General features: G+C 66.6%; 19 protein-coding genes. 10 read left to right on the top strand and 9 right to left on the bottom strand.

The annotated features are described in order from the left end of the window. Positions 1-5: 5 nt before the first annotated feature. On the top strand, positions 6-1,361 hold the full coding sequence (locus AC5P53_RS14315; protein ID WP_049439629.1) for a sigma-54 interaction domain-containing protein: 1,356 nt from the start codon (positions 6-8) through the stop codon (positions 1,359-1,361). Here AC5P53_RS14315 and AC5P53_RS14320 read toward each other — a convergent pair whose 3' ends face one another. From AC5P53_RS14320 to AC5P53_RS14335, 4 genes are all read right to left on the bottom strand, one after another. Then, positions 1,362-1,670 (bottom strand): DUF6958 family protein, encoded by a 309-nt coding sequence (locus AC5P53_RS14320; RefSeq protein ID WP_014647247.1) that lies wholly within the window; start codon positions 1,668-1,670, stop codon positions 1,362-1,364. After that, positions 1,663-2,205: a GFA family protein gene (locus AC5P53_RS14325; protein WP_041863476.1), complete on the bottom strand. Its 543-nt coding sequence runs from the start codon at positions 2,203-2,205 to the stop codon at positions 1,663-1,665. Before AC5P53_RS14325 ends, AC5P53_RS14320 begins: the two co-directional genes overlap by 8 nt. Positions 2,206-2,267: 62 nt before the next feature. Further along, a complete protein-coding gene (locus AC5P53_RS14330) occupies positions 2,268-3,149 on the bottom strand; it encodes a TolB family protein (RefSeq protein ID WP_046430791.1) in 882 nt (293 codons plus the stop codon). Further along, positions 3,146-4,186, bottom strand: a complete 1,041-nt coding sequence (locus AC5P53_RS14335; RefSeq protein ID WP_164165631.1) for a hypothetical protein — start codon at positions 4,184-4,186, stop codon at positions 3,146-3,148. The genes AC5P53_RS14330 and AC5P53_RS14335 overlap by 4 nt, the downstream gene beginning before the upstream one ends. Before the next feature lie 91 nt (positions 4,187-4,277). Between AC5P53_RS14335 and AC5P53_RS14340 the strand changes: the two genes are divergently transcribed. Genes AC5P53_RS14340 through AC5P53_RS14355 form a run of 4 tightly spaced genes read left to right on the top strand, consistent with a single transcriptional unit; the run spans position 4,278 to position 6,325 of the window. Then, on the top strand, positions 4,278-5,204 hold the full coding sequence (locus tag AC5P53_RS14340; RefSeq protein WP_014647243.1) for a LysR substrate-binding domain-containing protein: 927 nt from the start codon (positions 4,278-4,280) through the stop codon (positions 5,202-5,204). Then, complete coding sequence (locus AC5P53_RS14345) at positions 5,201-5,662, top strand: helix-turn-helix domain-containing protein (RefSeq protein ID WP_014647242.1); 462 nt, start codon at positions 5,201-5,203, stop codon at positions 5,660-5,662. Before AC5P53_RS14340 ends, AC5P53_RS14345 begins: the two co-directional genes overlap by 4 nt. Before the next feature lie 10 nt (positions 5,663-5,672). Further along, entirely contained in the window at positions 5,673-6,098 is a 426-nt protein-coding gene (locus AC5P53_RS14350; RefSeq protein WP_134808897.1) for a VOC family protein, read from the top strand. Further along, positions 6,095-6,325: a hypothetical protein gene (locus AC5P53_RS14355; protein WP_032957563.1), complete on the top strand. Its 231-nt coding sequence runs from the start codon at positions 6,095-6,097 to the stop codon at positions 6,323-6,325. The genes AC5P53_RS14350 and AC5P53_RS14355 overlap by 4 nt, the downstream gene beginning before the upstream one ends. A gap of 7 nt (positions 6,326-6,332) precedes the next feature. On the opposite strand, the gene AC5P53_RS14360 is transcribed toward AC5P53_RS14355, so the two are convergent. After that, the gene (locus AC5P53_RS14360; protein WP_241886870.1) at positions 6,333-7,028 is read right to left on the bottom strand and encodes an HAD family hydrolase; all 696 of its coding nucleotides are present in this window, start codon (positions 7,026-7,028) and stop codon (positions 6,333-6,335) included. Positions 7,029-7,207: 179 nt separating this feature from the next. Here AC5P53_RS14360 and AC5P53_RS14365 point away from each other — a divergent pair, with 179 nt between their 5' ends. Next, positions 7,208-8,065 (top strand): hypothetical protein, encoded by an 858-nt coding sequence (locus AC5P53_RS14365; protein WP_241886869.1) that lies wholly within the window; start codon positions 7,208-7,210, stop codon positions 8,063-8,065. An 18-nt stretch (positions 8,066-8,083) separates the two neighbouring features. Here AC5P53_RS14365 and AC5P53_RS14370 read toward each other — a convergent pair whose 3' ends face one another. Beyond that, the gene (locus AC5P53_RS14370; protein WP_032957559.1) at positions 8,084-8,824 is read right to left on the bottom strand and encodes a DNA/RNA non-specific endonuclease; all 741 of its coding nucleotides are present in this window, start codon (positions 8,822-8,824) and stop codon (positions 8,084-8,086) included. Between the two features lie 335 nt (positions 8,825-9,159). After that, positions 9,160-10,173 carry a DUF4034 domain-containing protein gene (locus tag AC5P53_RS14375; protein ID WP_134808895.1) on the bottom strand — a complete coding sequence of 338 codons (1,014 nt, stop codon included), beginning with the start codon at positions 10,171-10,173 and terminating at the stop codon, positions 9,160-9,162. Positions 10,174-10,332: 159 nt separating this feature from the next. On the opposite strand from AC5P53_RS14375, the gene AC5P53_RS14380 reads away from it, so the two are divergent. From AC5P53_RS14380 to AC5P53_RS14390, 3 genes are all read left to right on the top strand, one after another. Next, positions 10,333-11,907, top strand: a complete 1,575-nt coding sequence (locus tag AC5P53_RS14380; RefSeq protein ID WP_241886868.1) for a CocE/NonD family hydrolase — start codon at positions 10,333-10,335, stop codon at positions 11,905-11,907. A gap of 290 nt (positions 11,908-12,197) precedes the next feature. Further along, positions 12,198-14,294 (top strand): AAA family ATPase, encoded by a 2,097-nt coding sequence (locus AC5P53_RS14385; protein ID WP_241886867.1) that lies wholly within the window; start codon positions 12,198-12,200, stop codon positions 14,292-14,294. Next, complete coding sequence (locus AC5P53_RS14390; protein ID WP_241886866.1) at positions 14,281-15,195, top strand: HNH endonuclease family protein; 915 nt, start codon at positions 14,281-14,283, stop codon at positions 15,193-15,195. Before AC5P53_RS14385 ends, AC5P53_RS14390 begins: the two co-directional genes overlap by 14 nt. Before the next feature lie 84 nt (positions 15,196-15,279). Here AC5P53_RS14390 and AC5P53_RS14395 read toward each other — a convergent pair whose 3' ends face one another. Both AC5P53_RS14395 and AC5P53_RS14400 read right to left on the bottom strand, forming a co-directional pair. After that, positions 15,280-17,127 carry a hypothetical protein gene (locus AC5P53_RS14395; protein ID WP_241886865.1) on the bottom strand — a complete coding sequence of 616 codons (1,848 nt, stop codon included), beginning with the start codon at positions 17,125-17,127 and terminating at the stop codon, positions 15,280-15,282. Positions 17,128-17,177: 50 nt separating this feature from the next. Then, on the bottom strand, positions 17,178-18,179 hold the full coding sequence (locus AC5P53_RS14400) for an NUDIX hydrolase (RefSeq protein WP_142234769.1): 1,002 nt from the start codon (positions 18,177-18,179) through the stop codon (positions 17,178-17,180). A 525-nt stretch (positions 18,180-18,704) separates the two neighbouring features. Between AC5P53_RS14400 and AC5P53_RS14405 the strand changes: the two genes are divergently transcribed. Then, positions 18,705-19,016, top strand: a complete 312-nt coding sequence (locus AC5P53_RS14405; RefSeq protein WP_495227459.1) for an excalibur calcium-binding domain-containing protein — start codon at positions 18,705-18,707, stop codon at positions 19,014-19,016. Positions 19,017-19,092 lie beyond the last annotated feature (76 nt).

A 19,092-nucleotide genomic window follows, 5' to 3' on the forward strand; every position in this document is an offset into this window, starting at 1 on the left:
GAAGCATGGCAGCGGTCCCGGAGGCTTCTGCGTCACGATGCGTGCTCTGGTTCGGCGAGCCGCTGGCGAACGAGCGCAGCGCGCTGGCAGCCGCAGGCTGGTACGTGCGTCGCATCCATCCCGACCCGGCGATGGCCATCGGCCTGCGCGGGCGCGACCGGCTGCTCGCCGTGCTGGATCTTCGCCATCTGGATGCGCCGGCCCTGCAATTGCTGGCGCCGTGGATCGAACAGCACGCGCATCTGACGTGGCTGGCGGTGCTGCCGCCTGGCGCAGGGCCCACGCCTGCCGCGTGGCTGCCCTTGTTGCAGCGTTGCATCTCGCGGTTCACGCTGCCTTTCGGCCTGCAGGACCTGGTGGCGGCGATGCGCCAGCAGTTCGACGCGGAGGATACGTCTGCCGACGAAGTGTGCAGCGGGCAGGGGCCGCGCGCATTGATCGGCGAGAGTCCTGCGCTGCATGCGGTGCGCACCGTACTGCACAAGTTCGCGCCGGTCGATCTGCCGGTGCTGGTCACCGGCGAGACCGGCACCGGCAAGGAGTTGGCTGCACATGCACTGCACGCGTTGTCCGGCCGTGCAGGCAAGCCGTTCATCGCGGTCAACTGCGGTGCCATCCCGGCCAACCTGGTGCAGTCGGAGCTGTTCGGCCACGAGCGTGGCTCGTTCACCGGTGCCGACAAGCGCCAGATCGGCGTATTCGAAGCGGCATCCGGCGGCACCGTGTTCCTCGACGAGGTGGGCGACCTGCCGGCCGAAGCGCAGACCAGCCTGTTGCGCGTGCTGCAGGAAGGTACGTTCGAGCGGGTCGGCAGCAGCCAGCCGCTGCGGGCGGACGTGCGTGTACTGGCTGCCACCCATGTGGAACTGGAGCACGCGGTGGCGCAGGGGCGGTTCCGCAGCGATCTCTACTATCGCCTCAACGTGCTGCGCCTGGTGATGCCACCGCTGCGCGAGCGCGGCGCTGATGTGCAGCTGCTGGCCGAGCATTTCCTGCGCTGCTTCCGCCTGCGCCACAGCGTGCGTGCACGTGGCTTTGCACCCGCTGCGCTGCAGGCGATGCGGCGTTTCGAATGGCCCGGCAACGTGCGCGAACTGCTGAACCGGGTGCAGCGGGCGGCGATCATGGCCGAAGGCGAGCTGATCAGCGAGCGTGACCTCGAACTGGGAGGGCCCGTGCATGCGCCGCCGGGGGCGATGCTGCACGATGCCCGCGGCCAGGCCGAACGTGATGTGCTGCTGCAGACGCTGCGGCAGACCGGCTACAACGTCTCCGAGTGCGCGCGGCAGATGCAGATCTCGCGGGTGACCGTGTATCGGCTGTGCCGCAAGCATCGGCTGGAGCTGCCGGCGCAGCGCTGATCAGCCGGCCGGCACGTGCTTGAACAGGCGCAGTGGCGTGCCTGGAAGACGCTCGATCACGCCCTTGGCCTCCAGGTCCAGCTGCACGGCTTTCAGCCACCAACCGGCCGTGGCGCCTTGCGGAAACAGCGATGCGGGCAGGTGCGGCAACAGCGCCTGCTTCGCCTGCGCCACCGTCATCCCGGGAGGTTGCCTGGGCAAGGCACGCAGCAGGGCCGCGCGCATGGCCATGTACTTGGCGCGATCCACGCGCTGGATGTGCCCGGGCGTGGTGATGCTCTCGATCTCGATCCGCTCGGGCTCAGGCATGGCTGTCTCCCGTGATCTCGATGCGTGGGCTGCGGAAGCCCATGGAGATCCACGCCTTCAACAGCCGGGCATGGAACCGCAGCGAGTGGGTCTTCAGGTTGGGCACGTCGCCGGGAAGGACAGACGCGTCGGGAAGATCGTTGACCATCGTCCGCATCTCCACGGCGGGGCGTATCGCGTCCGGCCACAACAGCCCATACAGGCTCAGCCAATGGCCACCGCTGAACTCCAGGAAGAGCGGCGTATTGCAGCAGCCCGCCACGACGCGGCGGCTGCCGGCCGTGCTGGACAACCGCCACGCGTGCAGCCGGGAATGCCCGGCATCGATGCGGACGCGATCCTTGCGCTGCATTACGAAATGCGTCTGGCCCTGAGGCCCCAGCACCTGCGGTACGCCGGGCATCGCCTGCATCCGGACGCCGGCCCTGCGGCAGCTGTCGCAGCAGCATTCGACGCTGGCGATGGGGCTGCCGGTGGTGGTCAGGCGGACCTGGCCGCAGGCGCAGGCAAGGGACTGTTGGGAAGGCATCTGCATTTTCTCCTGGGGTACTCAACCACTCGACGAACGGGCGCGTGGGAAATCGACACCCACTGCCTTCAGGGCGGCATCATCCGGTAGCGGACGCGGTACAGGTCCAGTCCCTCACCACCGGCGCGTCGCGCCGAGTAGGTCAGCGTGTCGCGGCGCGAGCCATCCAGCATCGCGCCGTAGCTGTCGCCGCTGGGCGCGTTCACGGGCGATGGCAAGGCATGGCCTGCGTCATAGCGGCCTCCACGTTCGTAGGCAATGAACTGGCGCACCGGTGCGCTGCCGAAGTCCTGGGCGCGGGCAAATACCACCGTTCGGCCGTCGCCCAGGAAGGTGGCATCGAACTCCTGCGCTGCGGTATTGAGGTCTCCCGCCAGCGGCCGTGCCGGCTGCGCGACGCCGCCGATCATCGCCGCGCTGTAGAGGTCATGGCCGCCAGCACCGCCCGCACGATCGCTGGAGAACAACAGCGTACGACCGTCGGGCGAGAGCATCGGCGCGAACTCATCGGCCGCGCTGTTCACTGCGGGGCCAAGATTGACTGGCTCCCCGAATCGACCGTCGCTCCCCATGCTGACCCGATACAGATCGTCACCGCCCTGGCCGCCTGCGCGGTCCGAGCAGAAATACACGACGCGCCCATCTGCGGAAAATGCGGGATCGAAGTCGCGCCCCGGCGTGTTGAACGGCACTGGCGTGGCCGGCCGCCAGCGGTCACCTTCGCGGTGCGAGATCCAGATGTCGTAGCCCCCAGGCCCCCCCGGCCGGTTGCGGCTGAACCACAGGGCGGTATTGCCGTCCGGACTCAGGGTCAGCCGGATCTCGTCATGCTGTGTGGAGGCAATGCCGGGGGCGAAGCGCTCGGCGGGACCGATGATCCGCAGCACCACGGGCGGGGAGGGCACGGGCAATGCCGATGCCAGCAGCATCACGGCCAGCAGCGCCTTCATGCCTGTCGCTCGAAGTCGCTGACCCAGTTGGTTTCCCAACTGCGTCCACCATCGGCGGAGGCCGCCTGTTCCCAGCGCGCCGAACGCGGGGTGATGCGTGACCAGATCACCCGCGTCTGGATCGCCCGTCCCTCGTGCTGGTCCTCGCCGAAGAAGCGGCCGACACCGGCCTCGAATCCCCCACGCAGTGGCTCGCCGATCCGGGTCGGCGCGCGGCCATCCAGCCACCAGCTGAGCCAGTGCCGCTCGGCCGCATTCCAGGCGCGGATGCCCATGCCGCGCAGCGGTGCTCCAGGCACGTCCATCAGGTTGTCGCCCACGTTGCCGAATCCGCCCAGTACCGGCCAGTTGTGCAGGGTGCCGTTGAACGCGTCCCACGCATCGCTGCCTGCCAGCCGAGCGCGCAGGCGGCGATGGCGCACGTTCCAATGGCCCACCAGGAAATCAAAATCGCCCGGTGCATCCGGCAGCTTCGGAAGCGGAGTGGGGATCGCAGCAGTGCGCCGGAACCAGTTGCGCCAGTTCACTTCCCAATGGGCACCGGCATCGTCGGAGAACGCCTGCTCCCACCACGGCTCATCGCCGTGGATGTCATGCCAGCGGAACCAGACCTCGATGGGGCGTCCCTTGAAGTCATCGCGGCCACGGAAGCTGCCGCCATCGCCTGCGAAGGCGCCGCGCACGGGTGCTTCGATATGGGCAGGGGTGCGCCCATCGATCCACCAGATCGACCAGGTGGAAGACACCGGATCGAAGGCACGCACGCCCAGGCCCCTGTAGGGGCCCGAAGGCAGTGCCATGACGTTGTCATCGATGGTGCCGAGCCCGCCCAGGGTGAGCCAGACCGCGCTGGCGCCGGTGAAGGCGTCCCAGCGGGTATCGCCCACCAGGCGCTCCTTCAGGCGTTGGTGCCGGACCTGCCAGTTGCCCTGCAACCATTTCCAGTCTGCGCTGGGGCTGGCCAGGGCCCACCCGGAGGGCAGGGCGGTGGACGCTGCCGTGGCGGCCAGGGTGGCCAGGAACTGCCGTCGATCCATGTGCGTTATCCCGCGCCGGAGGTGCCTCCATCGTTGCGCGTGCGAGGGGGATTGACCACGCGGAAATCGGGGCTCAGGCTAAGCCACACTTATGGTGACCCAACGCCAGCTGCCATCGCTTGTCGCCATCCGCGCCTTCGAGGCGGCGGCACGGCTGGGCAGCTTCGCCCGCGCCGCCGAGGAGCTCGACACCAGTGCGGCATCGGTGAGTTACCACGTGCGCCGGCTGGAGGCCCAGACCGGTACCTGCCTGTTCCTGCGCCACGCCCAGCATGTGGAATTGACCGCCGCCGGTGCGAGCGTCGCAGTGGAGGCCACCCGGGCCTTCGACGCGCTGCGCGCCAGTTTCATGCGCGCCGCTGACATGGATGCGGCACGACTGCGCCTGTCCGTTCTGCCGACGCTGGGCACCAGCTGGTTGACGCCGCGCCTGGGCAGTTTCCGCGCGCGCCATCCAAGCATCGTGCTGGAACTGGACCTGTCGGCAGAGCCGCAGGACCTGGCCGCCGGGCGTTTCGATGCCGCCATCCGCAACGGGCATGGTGCGTGGCCCGGGCTGCAGGCCACGCCCCTGTTCCCCAGCATTTTCACTCCGCTGTGCGCGCCAGCGCTGCTGCCGGCGGCAGACGGGCTCGGTCGGCGGGCGTTGGAGGTTCCACTGCTCGGCAGGCCTGACTGGTGGGCGCTGTGGTTTTCCGCACATGGTGCTGTTCCGCCACCGGACCCGGAGAGCTTCGTCACCCCCTTTGCGATGGAGCATCTGGATGTCGGTGCTGCCATTGCCGGGCAGGGCATCGCCATCGGCTCGCCGATCCTGTTCCAGGCCGAACTGGACAGTGGGCGCCTGGTGCAGGCACATCCCGGTGTGGCCAGCGACGGGCGTGGTTTCTGGTTCGTGGCACCGACGGCGCGCAGCCGCAGCACCAAGGTCATCGCATTCGGTGACTGGCTGGGCGAGCAGGCCGCGCAGGCCAGGCGTGCGTCGCGACATCATCTGGCACACGCGGTGACGCCATGAACCAGAGCCCGGAACTGTTGCGGCGCCTGCTGCGTGCCAAGGACCGGATGGACCACGCCAGTCACGAGGACTGGCCGGTGGCCCGCCTGGCCGAGGTCAGTGCGGTATCGCCTGCGCATTTCGCGCGTTCGTTCAAGCAGGCATTCGGCCTGCCGCCGCACCGCTACCTGCTCAGCCGCCGCATCGAACGGGCCGTGGCGATGCTGCGTGACACCGAGCTGCCGGTCACCGAGATCGCCGCGCAGACCGGCTGGAGCAGCCTGGGCACGTTCGGGCGCATCTTCCGTGACATCACCGGCGACAGCCCGGGCAATGTGCGCCAGCGCGAGCGCGCCGGCGAGGCGACGCCGGCCAGCGTGCCGGAATGCCACGCACGTGCCGCGCAGCGACCGGACCTGAACATCGCAGTTTTGGAGAAGCGCCGCCGCGAGGCGGTTGCTAACGTGGATCCCACCTGAGGGAGGTCCCATGACAAACACTGTGAACACGGTCGGCCTGTATGTGCGCGACCAGGATGAGGCGCTCGCGTTCTACGTCGGCACGCTCGGCTTCGAAGTGCATACCGACGTGCGCAATGGCAGCTACCGCTGGCTGACGGTGCGCAGCCCCGGCCAGGACGGATTCCAGCTGGGCCTGTTCGTGCCCGGTCCGCCCACCCACGATGCGGCCACCGCGCAGGCGCTGCAGCAGCTGGTGGCCAAGGGCGCAATGCCGCCGCTGGTGCTGGCCGTGGATGACTGCCAGGCGCGCTACACGCAATGGCTGGCGCACGGCGTGGAGTTCACCCAGGCGCCGGTCGAACGCTACGGCGCCATCGATGCGGGGTTCCGCGACCCGTCCGGCAATGGCTGGAAGATGATCGAAGCGCGCTCCGAAGCGAGGCGCCGTCAATGAGCCGCGGTGGCTGGGCGCGGCCCGTACATCGCTGGACCTCGATCGTCTTCACCCTGGCGGTGATCGCCAACTTCGTCGTCCGCGGGCTGGGGCAGGGCGAGCCTGCAGCGTGGATCACCTATTCGCCGCTGCCGCCACTGTTCCTGCAGCTGTTCACCGGCCTGTACCTGTTCGTGCTGCATTACGCCGGGAAACGCCGCGGCGCCGCGCTGGGCGCTGCGGGCTGAGGCCGCCTCAGGCGGCTGCGTCGGCGGCGTAGGCCGCCAGCACTGCCGGCAGCTGCTCCATGCGCTGGAAGATCACCTTCGCGCCCGCAGCGCGCAGGGCCTCCGGCGTGCTGTGGTGCGGGCCGCCCTCGCTGAAACCAAACACGGTCGCACCTGCCGCGACGCCGGCGGTGGCGCCGGTCACGGTGTCTTCGATCACCGCGCAGCGCTTCGGGTCCACGCCCAGCGCTGCGGCGGCGGCCAGATAGACATCCGGGTGAGGCTTGGTGTTCGGCATGTCCTGGCCACTGAACACATGGGCACCGAAGGCATCAAGGATGCCGACCTTGCCCAGCTGCAGCTTCACCTTGAACAGGTCGGCACCGGAGGCGCAGGCAATCCGCCCGCCGGTGGCCGCGGCAATCGCACGCACGGCCCCGGGCGCCCCCTGGATCGCCTCTAGGTCCTGCTCCAGCGCACGGTTGCGCTGCTGGCGGAATTCCTCCAGCCATTGCTCGGTGAACGGCTTGCCGGTGCGCTCTGCGATCAGCCCGGCCAGATGAGCCACGGACTGGCCGAGGAAGACCTCGCCCGCCTGCGCCGGGGTCAGCGGCCAGCCGCGTGCGGTCAGCATTTCCGAGAGCACACGGGCCACCAGCGGCTCGGAATCGACCAGTACGCCGTCGCAGTCGAACAGCACGGCATCGAAGGGGAAACGGGACATCTACTACTCCGGGAACAGCCAAAGGGGCGACGTGCCCGCCATTTTCCCATAGCGGGTCGGGCGGGGCACGCGGGCCACAGGAACGCTAGACTGCCAGGTCAGCCCGCCCAGCGCCTGCACGGGAATACGCCTTGAACCGATTGCGATCATTCTTCAGTGCGTACCCCATCCATTTCGCGATGGCCGCCAAGCTTTACGTGCTCTGCCTGTATCTGCCCGTAGCCCTCCGCCTGGTCGAATTCGGGCGCCGTCTGGGCCCGCCCGAGGCCTCACGTGAAATCGGCTACGCGCTGGCGGAGCTCGGTTTCAGGCTGAGTCTCTTCGCCGGAGCGGCGGTACTGGTGTCGATGCTGCTGTTCGGGCGTCGCGGCGCGCTGCGGATCCGCCACCCGGTGATCGCTTCGATCGCCTTTTTCGGGTTGCTCGTCGTGCTGGATCGCGCCATGCGCATTCCGATGGCGCAGTTGCCGTTTCCAGTCTACAGCGTCGCAGCCATCAGTCTGATGCCGCTTGCGCATGCACTGGTCCTCACGCTGCTGGCCTTGGTGCCGGCGCTGCTGATGCAGCGGCGCGTACGTGCCGAGGGCAGGCACCATCATCTCATCAGTGCCGGCATCGCCGGCGCAGTGGCGCTGGTGGCCGGCAGCTGCCTGCTCCCCATCCTGGTGGCGCAGCTGCCGGTGGGATTCTCGCCCGGCGAGTTCATCATGCCCGTTGCCGACGGCGCCGCGCAGCTGCAGATTGCGAGCCTGATCCTGCTGGTGGCCTGCGCGCTGGCCACGTTTGCCGGCCTATGGGCCGGCGCGCCGTCGCCGGAACCCGCATCGACGGCGCGCACGATGGTGGTGTCGCTGATCCTGCTTGCCACGGCGCTGCTGATCATCCTGGCCAGCATGGCTTATCTTCTGCGAGCGCTGTCCGCTGGGGCGCCGACGACAGGTCGCGGGCTTGTCGTTGCCACCGTCGTCGGCGCCGCAGTGCAGTTCCTGCTGGCCAGAGTGCTGGCGTCACGATGGCTGCGCGCACAGGCATCGTGACGTTCCTCTGCCCCCCGATCAGCCCAGGTCACACCCGGCCGGCTGCGGCCAGGTGGTCGCCGGCAGCATGTTTTTCAGCGAGGCCGGCGCGTTGATCGCCACGTAGCTGGCGCCCAGCAGTTCCTCCAGATCCGCAATCGTCACCAGGTAGTTGTCCAGGCTGCCCAGGTTGGCCTCGTTGGGGATGATCCAGCTGATCGCCTTGGCGGTTCCGGTGTTCGGGTCGCGGGTGATGATCGTCTTCCAGAAGAACTCCGGCGTCGGAATGCCATGGCTGGCCAGGAAATAATCGTTGGCGGCATCGCCGTAGACCACGCCACCGTAGACGTCCACCGGCGCGATGTCGCGGTAGCACTCGGCCACGTTCTCGGCCTTCACCCAGATGCCCTGGTTGAAGCTGGACACCTGCGGCACGATGTTGGTCATGTAGTTGGCGCGACGGATGTAGGTCGCGTCGTAATCCATGTGGTTGGACGTGACCAGATGGCCACGGTCATAGCCGGATTTGATGCTGGCGTAGGACGCGGTGCTGGTCTGGCCCAGGCAACCGGCCGGCAGGTCCGGGTCCTTGTAGAAGCTGGACGGCCGTGCGGCCGAACCGGTATCGGCGGTGAGCGTGTACTCGTAACGGGTGGCGCTGTGGATGCCGCAGTCGTAGGTGAGCACGAAGCCGCCCTTGTTGAGGGTGACTACCTGGGCCTGGGCTGCGCCGGCAAAGGCGCTGAGGACGAAGGCAAAGACGAAGCTTGCAAGGCGCATTGCGATTCTCCAGCAAAGAGTTCAGGACGCAGCTGCCCGCCACGACCAGGCCGGGCCTGTGTCATGTGAAGGCGTTGCGGATACGGGTGATGCGGAGTGCAGTAGAGCGAGGCCGCGATGAGGAGGGCCCGGAGGGCCGCGCGGTGTCGCAAGCGTCACAAGCTGTCGTCTTTTGGTCAACGACGAGAACGCGAAGCTGTGACCGGGTGCAAGCACTGGTGATGTGTCAGATCACGCGGTCCGTGGCTGACATGCGTACGTGCTAAGCACCCTGCAGGTGTGAAGTGCATGCTGGACCGCGCATCCTCCGCGGCCCGGTTCCGCACCGATTGGCTCTACAAGGAAGCCTCTTGCCCAGCATCCGGCGCCAGGCAGGCGGCCCTGCTTTGCTCGCTCGAGTCCGCAATGACCGCCTCGCTGAAACCACTTCGGCTCAAGTACAGGCGATTCCACCGATCCAGGGCATCGCCGTCACGCGCCCAACAGGCGTAGCGTGTAATGGTCTCCAGATTGTCGATGGTCGGGTAGCGCTGTGCGATTTCGTCCAGCCCCTGGCGCATCAGCGGCCAATCGGGTGTCGCCGCGCGGAAGTGATCGGCCGAATACGCGGTGGCTGACCAGTACAGCCGTGCGTAGCGCATGGCCCGCTTTTTCTTCGGGATACTGGCCATCGAGCGCCGTGCGAAGGCTTCCATCTTCCGTGCGCTGCCGCCCCAGGCCGGCGTGAAGTGCTGCAGGGCAATGAAGTGCAGCGGCTCGTAGTCGGGGAAGGCCTTCGCTGCACGGTCGACGAGCGTCAGTAGTTCTTCGTCATCCGCGCCCTCGCGCAGCGCGATCAGCACGCTCATCTCGTGCCAGAACGGGTCGCCGCCGGCAACGCCCTCATGCGATTGCAGGTAGGCCTGCGAAGCCGCGTTGTACTCATGGAACTGAGCCCAGTCTTCGGCATTGACGGTGTTGGCGTAACCATTTCCGCGGTAGCTCCAGGCCAGGTTGAGCGGAATCCGTGCAGTCATCAGGTGGGCTGCCGGCGACTTCGGCGCATGCTGAACCCAGCGCGCCGCCCAGGCCGACCAGCGGTTCCAGGCCTCCACCTCCTGCCGCGCCGTGCCGATTGCACGCGACATGCAGAGGTAGAAACGGCCCAGCCGGGATTCGCCGGCGGCGTTGAGCTCGCCCGTGCGGAGGCGCGCGGCCATCGCGTCCAGTGCCGGAAAGTCGTCGTTGGACATCAACTGCGCGATTTCGCTGCAGTCATCCGTGACGTCGGGGTCCCGGGCCGCCACGGCTGAAGGGGCGAACAGACTGGCCACGCTCAAGAGCGTGCCGACGAAGAGCGTCCTGCGCATCGGGGGGCATCCTTGCATTGATGGGAGCCTGCGGAGGACCGCAGTGCCGCGAAGCATACCAAGGTGCGCTTTGCGCCATGCTGCGTCGCAAGGTGCCAGCCACCATTCGCACTGGTACGGTCCGACCCGTTGCACCACCACCGACGGGGAGAGACGACGATGCGCAAGCTTTTGCTGCTGTTGATCCTGCTGACCGGCCTGGCGCCTACCGCCTGGGCCGCCACGGTCAAGACCACCCATCGCACCATTCCCACTTGGGATGGCACGCCTCTCGGGGCCTTCGTCATCGAGCCGCAGGATGCCGGCAGCGGGCGCTATCCGCTGCTGGTCATGCCCAGCAGCTGGGCGGTGCCCAGCGTGGAGTACGTGGGCGTGGCACAGTCGCTGGCGCAGCGCGGCTATGTGGTCATCAGCTACAGCTCGCGCGGCTTCTGGGAGTCGGGTGGCAGCATCGACATCGCCGGGCCCGCCACGGTCGAGGATGTCAGCGCGCTGATCGACTGGGCGCTGGACAACACCCGTGCCGATCCGGCCAGGATCGGGGTCTCGGGCATCTCCTATGGCGCCGGCACCAGCCTGCTGGCGGCGGCGCGCGACCCCCGCATCAAGGCCGTTGCCGCACTCAGTGGCTGGGCCGACCTGCAGGCGTCGCTGTACAGCCATGACACACCCAGCGCCCAGGGCATCGCCCTGCTGGTGGCGGCGGGCCTGGCCACCGGCCGCCCCGGCGCGGAGCTGGCCACCATCAACCGCAATGTGCTGGTCGGCAATTACCAGGGGGCGGTGGACTCGCTGCTGCCGGTGGCCGCACAGCGCAGCCCGGCCAGCAGCCTTGAAGAGATCAACGTCAACCAGCCGGCAGTATTCCTCGCCAATGCCTTCAATGACAGCCTGTTCCCGCCGGGCCAGCTGGTCGATTTCTTCAACCGCCTGAAGGGGCCCAAGCAGCTGCAGTTGCGCCACGGCGACCATGCCCTCAACGAGGCCTTCGGTGCGTTCGGCATTCCCAATGAGGTCTATGCCGCCGTGGGCGACTGGTTCGACCACTACCTGAAGGGCGTGGACAATGGCATCGATCGCCAGGCAGCGGTGCAGCTGAAGTCGCAGAAGGGCAGCTGGAGCCGCTATCCGGACTGGCAGGCCACCAATGCGGGCGCCGTCAGCTACGGCCTGACCGCACCCTCCGGTTTGTTGCTGCCCACCGGCGGCCTGGCAGAGAACGGTGGCGCTACCGGCTGGAGCTACCGCATCGGCAGCGGGCTGCTGACGGCTGCCAGTTCCGGCGTGGTGATGGCCTCCGGTGCACTGCAGATGATCAACCTGCCGCCCGGCGCCTATGTACCGTTCGTCGGCCGCAACGCCGCCGGCGTCTGGCAGGGCCCGATCTACTGGAGCGCACGTCGCCTGGATGGCGCACCGGAAGTGCGGGTGACGGTGACGCCCAGCCGCGCCAATACCACGCTGTATGCCTACCTGTATGCCGAAGACGCGCTGGGCAACGGCCAGCTGGTCAGCCACAAGCCCTACACCCTGCGCGGGGCCGCGCCCGGCCAGCCGAAAACAATCGATCTCCGCCTGGAAGCCAGCAGCTGGAACCTCCCGGCCGGCAGCCGCCTGACCCTGGTGGTCGATACCGTGGACCTGCGCTATGCAGGCATCAGCCAGCTGGGCGGTGCGGTGACCTTCAGCTCACCGGCCAACGCGCCTTCGGTGCTGAAGGTGCCGCTGCATTGATGTGACGCCACGCCCGTTGCGGCGGGCGCGGCTGCAGGGGTAGCTGGCTCGACACGATTCAATAATGCGCTGTTTCAGCCGATACCGATCTCAGCGGGGCGCTGCGCGCCCGGCTAGACCGGCGTAGGCCAGCAAAGACAAGGACGTGTTTCTGTGAAGATTGCAACGAATCCAGGCGCGAATTGCCGAGCCCGGGATGGAAGCCGGGGGCGTGATAAACAGCGCGGCGTACGCCGAGTGCGCGCTCCGTCAATCCGCCGTTCCCACGGCTGCCAGAAGCTGTCCATCCAATGATCTACGTTGACCGCAGTCGGTATCCCGCCCCAGCGGAGCTGCTCGATTTCCAGCAGAAGAGCCTGGCCACGCTCCGCGAGTTCTTCGCGACGGGCATCGATGATCGTAGGCAGCGCTGGCCGTCATTTGACTTCCCGCCGCGTGTGGCGAGAGCAGTGAGGCACCAGCTGTACAACGTATTCAACGGCAGCTGCGGTTACTGCGGAGCACCGGCAAACATGATTGACCACTTCCGCCCCAGGCGGAATGCGGTGCGCGCCGGCCGTAAGGTGGACACCGATTGCTACTGGTGGTTGTCGGCGGAGTGGAACAACCTGTACCTGTGTTGCGCTGCCTGCAACGTTGCAAAAGCCAATTTCTTCCCCATCGACGGCCCTGTTGCAGAGCCGGAGACCTTCGGCAATGCGCTGCTGGATGAGCGCCCGGTCCTGCTCGACCCCTGTCATGACCGGCCCGAGGAACACCTGAAATTTCTCGCGGACGGTACGGTGGCTGGTTTGACCACGCGAGGAACTGCCACCATTGAGATACTGCAGCTCAATGCGCGCGATCGGCTGGCGTCGCGTCTCGAGATCGGTTTCCTAATCAAGGAAGAACTCCGCGTGTTGCAGGCGCAGGGGGGTGACTCCATGGATCCGCTTCGATACCTGGCAGCGCGCCTGGATGCGGAAACGGCCCTGCGCAATCGCCCTGAAGTTGCGGTTGCCATCCAGGCACTGGTGGAAGAGATCTCTGGCCAGCAGGCCAGTCCGCCACCCCCCGTAGCAGCCGGCGCCGGCACCGAAGCGGAGTCCGGCCTGACCGAGATGGCCTGGATAGACAGGGTCGAAATCAGCAACTTCCGAAGTATCGGCAAGCTCGATCTGGCGTTCCAACGCATCGTGGAAGACCGCGAAGATGAAGAGGATGACCCTGCAGGCACCGGGCAACCCTGGATCATGCTGCTGGGTGAGAACGGGGTGGGAAAGACCAATCTGCTGCAGGCCGTGGCATTGGCGTGCATGCCGGATGACCAACTCAACGAACTGGGGCCGGCGCATCAGTGGCTGAATCGGAATGCTGACGTGCATGACGGCTTCATCCGCCTTACGTTCACCGATGGCACGCAACGCCGGCTCTCGTTCACAAAGGACCGTGCCCGGTTCTCGTCGGACGGGGTGGCGTCCCCGGTCCGGCTGCTGGGCTATGGTGCCACGCGCCTTCTGCCGGAGCGGAGTTCCCCCCCGCCTGCTGCACCTGCGCTCTGCAGCGTCCGCAATTTGTTTGATCAGCGACACCCGCTGGCCAACGCTGAGGCCTACTTCTGCACGGAGGCCAGCACGCGCAGCGAGAACTTCGAGCTGATCGCCAGCAGTGTCGAGATGCTGCTGCCGGGCCAGGACGATTCAAAACTGAGCCGCAATGGAAATCGCATGTGGCGCAACCAGCATCCGCTCGATGCATTGAGTGGTGGCTACAAGTCGATGATCGCCCTTGCGATGGACATCATGTTCCATCTTTCCGGCAACTCGTTCGACATGGAGTCTGCGCGAGGCATGATCCTGCTTGACGAAATCGAGCTGCACCTGCATCCGCGCTGGAAGATCCGTGTCGTCAGTCAGCTTCGAGCGCTCTTTCCCAACGTGCGCTTCATCGTCAGTACCCATGACCCGCTATGCGTGCAGGGGCTCCAGAAGGGTGAACTTGTCGTGCTAGCTGCTGATCCACGCAGCGGAACGCTTGTCCATCAGGGGATCGACGTTCCCCTGGGGTCTGGGGCGGACAAGGTGTTGATGGGGCCCTGGTTCGGAATGACGTCCACACTGGATCAGGACACTCTCCGCTTGATGGAGCAGCATAGTGCGCTGCTGCAAGTCGTTACGCCCGATGAGTCGCAGAGAATCAGACTGAATCGGCTGCAGGACCGACTGGATACGCGATTGACAGCGTTCGGCGCCACCCGGTTGCCGGCTGATGCAGGAATGGCATTCGATGCAGCCCCCCAGGGTGGCAAGCCCGATATCACAAGTGAGGAAGCACGTGACTTCATTCATCAGCGCCTGATGGGAATTTTTGCCGACCCCGTCCAGGATGGAGGGGATGATCATGCGTAGGATCCAGCGACCTGAGGTCAACGGTTCGTTTGATGCACGGGCGAAAGCTGCACGATGCGCAGTGAGGGCCGCGATCGGGAGCCAGCAAGCGCCTGATTTCAAGGATGATCTCTGGGGGGCATTCAAGGCGGATTTCGCCAAGGCGCAGCGGGGCAGGTGCGGCTATTGCGAAGGTCAGGTACTCGGGTTGCACTATGGCGATGTCGAGCACTTCAGGCCCAAGGCCGAGATCAGCGAGCTTGATGACAGCATTCCCGGCAGCTGCGGACATGAGGAGCCGTGGACGTATCACGTGACGGGGCGGATCCTGAAGCCTGAACGCAAGAAGCCTGGTTACTGGTGGTCAGCCTATGACTGGAACAACTATCTCCTGAGCTGCGAGATCTGCAATCGTCAATGGAAGGGCAACCTGTTCCCCGTCGCCGGGCGAAGAGCGACTGGTCCGGGCAAGGTCAGGATAGAAGTGCCGCTGTTGCTTTCGCCCTATGACAATTTCGATCCCGGCGCGCATTTTGTTTTCGGGCGTTGCGGCGAAATATGGGGAATCACTGAACAGGGGAGGGCCACGATCCGTACGTGCGGCCTGGACCGCGCATCACTGCGCCTTTCCCGGCTGCCCATCGCCCGCTGCGTACATGAGCATATCGATGAATTCCTGACCAGCATCCCCGATGGTGAAGCGATTCGGTTGCTTCGCCACATACATGAGGCCGGCAGCGAAGAACGTGCCCACTGCGGAATGGTTCAATCGATCTTCCGCCATCGTACGAAGGTGCCCTGGGAGAAGCTGAATTCATGGATTGCCAGCGCAAGCGCACGTAACTCGTCACGCAGGCGCCTGGCCGGGAATGCTCGGCCTGCAGCCCCGCTGCGTCCCTGCTTGCCGGCGCCCACAACGTAGGAGCACGCGGCCAGGTCGCTGCTTGGGCAGGCATGAGTTCAGGTGGCGGGGCGTCCGCGCGTGCCCGCGCAGCGCTGTCATTCCTCATTCCCCCTGTGGCAACAGCACCCGGATCATCTCGTGCTGCCTGGACAGATTCGCCCGTTGCACGAAACCCTGGACGATCGAGGCTGCCACCTTGCGCTGGTTGTCCATGTCCAGCAACGGTGCGATGGCCTGCCCGGAACCGTCGGGGCTGTCCCGGAACGGGCAACCGACCGGGCCAGCCGTGGTGAATGTCAGGATCGCCTTGGCCACGCGCGCCGACGGCGAACGCGGCGCATCGAAGATCACCAGCGTTCGCTCGTAACTGATACCCGTCGCACGTACGGTCGAGTGCAGGGAATCCTCGATGGTCATGTGCGCGCCGAGATCCTGGGCAAGCGCATTCAAGCAGTTGGCCGCCGTCGCCCTGCGCAGCGTTGCAGGATCGGTGCAGATGATCATCGCGCAGTCGACGCCGGAGATCGGCACCTGGGTGACATCCAGGTAGGGGTTCTGTGCCAGCGTCCCGATCAACGCCAGATCGTCGCTGTAGCCACAGGATGCGGCAGATGTCTGCAGGCGTTGCAGCAGCGTTGCGACCCGCTGCGCGACCCACTGCCGCCCCTGCCGCAGGCGATGCGTTTGGGTGGCCGACAGGGCGCCGTGATCGAATCCCGAAGATGACGCCTGCATGCGCATTTTGACCTCACGCATGCAGGCATCGACCTGCTGCATGCAGTCCATGTCATCGGCGAACACCGGCGCCGCCGAGATGCCATCGATCACCCTGCCGAACGTCGCCAGGTCGCCCTGCTGGTCGCGGTACCAGTCGTGGATGCGCTGCACATTGCGGCGACGCTTCTCCAGCTTGTCCGCACCCGGCCAGCCGGGATAGGCGGCGATCTCGCACAGCATGGTCAGGCCTTCCCACAGGTGGTACTCCATGCTGGGCAGGGGCAGCCGCCAGCGCTCTTCCGCGCCGGCATCCTCGGCAATCACCAGATGGTTGCGGATGATGTCCGACCACACTGTCACGGCCTCCACGGTATCGCGGCGCGGCGTGGTCACATCGATCAGTTCCATCAGGATCGGCCGCGGCGTCACCGGGTCGTCGCCGGCAGGCGCCTTCGGATCCTTCACCCATCGCGCGTGCCAGGTGTAGCCCATGCGGTACAGCACGAACGGCTTGATGCCGTCGTTGAGGATGATGCCGGGTGGCGGCGGAGGGGTAGGTGGCGGCTGCACGGGCAGTGGCGGCTGCGGCGGTGGCAACACGGACGGGCTGGCCAAGGCCGTGGAGGTGCCGATGCCCTTCAGCGGTTCGCTGGTGAACAGATGCAGGCCCGCGCGGTCACGCTGGTAGACCTTCCGGAACGCCTGCGGAGTGTCACAGGTCACCAGGCACTGCTGGCCGGGCGGCACATGGATGTCCACCGGTGCAAGATCCACCACTTGGCCGGCCAGCGGATTCTGGTTGGGTGGGAAGACACTGATCTCCAATGCGATGTTGAGGCCGGCGCCGAGCATCACCTCGATCACGATGTCCTCCACGCCGCCGTGCAGGGCGTCCTGGGCCGGGATCGGAATCCAGGGATTGATCACCACCTGCGTATCCCAGTCGGACCGGCCGAAATCGAACAGCGTCGGTGGCGGCTGGGCCGGGCGTTCAAGCAGTGCGTCCAGTGCGTTGCCGCCCTTGACGTAGAAGAACATCAGCGGCTCGTCGGGCTTCAGGCTGTAGTCGCGCCGTACCTTGCTGGACAGGCTGCGCAGCTGGTCCTTGATGTCCGACAGGGCCTTCACCACGACCGAGCGGACGTCGGGATACGCCTGCGCGTTGTTGATCTGCGCGGTGAGCTGCTTGCTGATGTGGCGCCGGGCCTCGCGCTCGGGCGTGCTCTCTTTCATGGTGGGCCTCGCTGGGCTTGCAGGGGATCACATGGGTTCGCGCTGGACGCTCAGGCGGGTGACAGCAGGGCGGCGATCTCCCGGTACCAGCCGATCTCCTGGCTACCGGGCCTGGCGCCGGCCAGGGCCTCGTCAACCTCCGGTGTTCCTGCGCCCGGAACCTCCACCCTTGCTCCCAGGATGTTGCGCAGTTCGGTCACCGGTACCCGTCCGATGCTCGCCACCTCCCAGTCGGTCACCAGGCAGGACTGGGGGCGCGCAGGGCTGCTGGCACTGGCCTGGACGTTGTTCTCGGCCTCCTGCGCCATCCGCAGGAGCTCCTCGGCCGTGGTGCGGAAGCGAACCAGGGAGAAGCTGCCTCCCCCATCCGGAAACAGCCGGGCACGCAGATCGCATGCGGCGCGTCCCTGCCCAAGCCAGATGCCAAGCTCCTCCTCGAACTCGCGGCGCGCGGCGCGCTCCTTGCGTTCGTTGTTCAGGCGGCCGCCGCCGGGCAGGGCCCATTGCCCCGCCTGGTTCACCAGCGCCGGGGGCAGGCCATCCGACCACGCCCCGACTTCCGCCACCAGGCGTTGTGCCAGTATCAACGCAGCGGCCCAGTTCGGCGCACCCCGGGTGGGTGGCGGCAACGCGATGGAGAGCTCCCGCAAGGTTGCACGCGCAGCGCTGAACGTGGGAGGGGTTCTTGCGTCCTCGCGGAACAGGCTCTGCAGAGCGGCCAGCGTCTCCATGGCGATGTCATCGGTTTGCGGATGCGTGCGTTCGGCGCTTTCAAGCGCCCGGTCCAGTGCGTCCATGGTGCGGGGCAGCGTGCGTTCGCCGCGGTAGGCGACTGACCCTGCGGCGCGCCAGGCGCCGGAAAGCAGCTTCTTCACCAGATCCCAGTCCTGCTCTGTGCCACCGCCGGACGCGTTGCGGATGGCCAGCACAGCGGCCATCGCCTCGGCAGAAAGTACGACCACGGAATTGCTGCCCCACCAGCTGTTGAGCACCCGTTTGCGGACGACCAGATAGTGGGCTCCATCCCAGACTGCGACGTAGACCTGGTTCATGGTGTACCCCTCCGTTCAACCTGCGTGGAGGGGGCTGGGCGCATTGCCGCTGTGCCAGCGATAGTCCGGGAAAGGCATGCCATGTCTCGCTCCTGTGGGCTCGAAAGGTGGGGGCGGCGACGTTGCCATCGGGGGTGCAGGCCGTGCGTCGCCGCGAATCCACTGTAGGAGCGAGGGGCGAGGGAGGATCGGCGCCAGCCACGATGTATGCGGCAGAACCGACGGAACAGGAGCGCGGGTGCATTGATTTCCCCGCGTTGGCGCAGAGCCCGTGGCCGCCCAGGGATCAGCGACTGCCGGCGCCTGCCTCCGGGGCGTGCAGCACGCGCAGCTTCTTCTTGTTGATCTTGCCGACGCTGATCACCTGGCTGTTCCTGAAGGACTACCTGCGTTGAGTGGCAGCCGCTGCAGCGTCAAGCCTGGCGGTCGAGACACCATGCTAGCCTTCCCCTTGGCAGGAGTGCCTGACAGGGGGAAGGCATGGACACACGACGCCGCGTTTCCAGCGTATTGACTGCATCCGGCATGCTCGCACTGGCACTGTCCGCCAATGCGCTCGCGCGTCCGGGCGGGCTCGACAAGCAGGGGTGCCACACCAACCGGAAAACGGGTGAGTATCACTGTCATCGAGGCGCTCCAGCGGCACCTCGATACGTCGACACTCCGCGCAGCAGTTTCGCCCCCGCGCCCGCGCGCAGTTCCCGGGTGTTTGCCAACTGCGCGGAGGCCCGCGCCGCCGGGGCTGCGCCGGTACGGCGTGGTGATCCGGGCTATGGCCCGCACCTCGATCGCGACAATGATGGCGTGGGCTGCGAACCCTATCGGGGCCGCAGGTAGGGCATGGCCCGCCTGGCTTCAACTCCCGTTTCCCCGCATTCGTCGGCAATCGCCGGGGATCGGTCGCACGATCTCC

The sequence above is a fragment of the Stenotrophomonas sp. YJH_SMC_82 genome, from assembly GCF_059368875.1.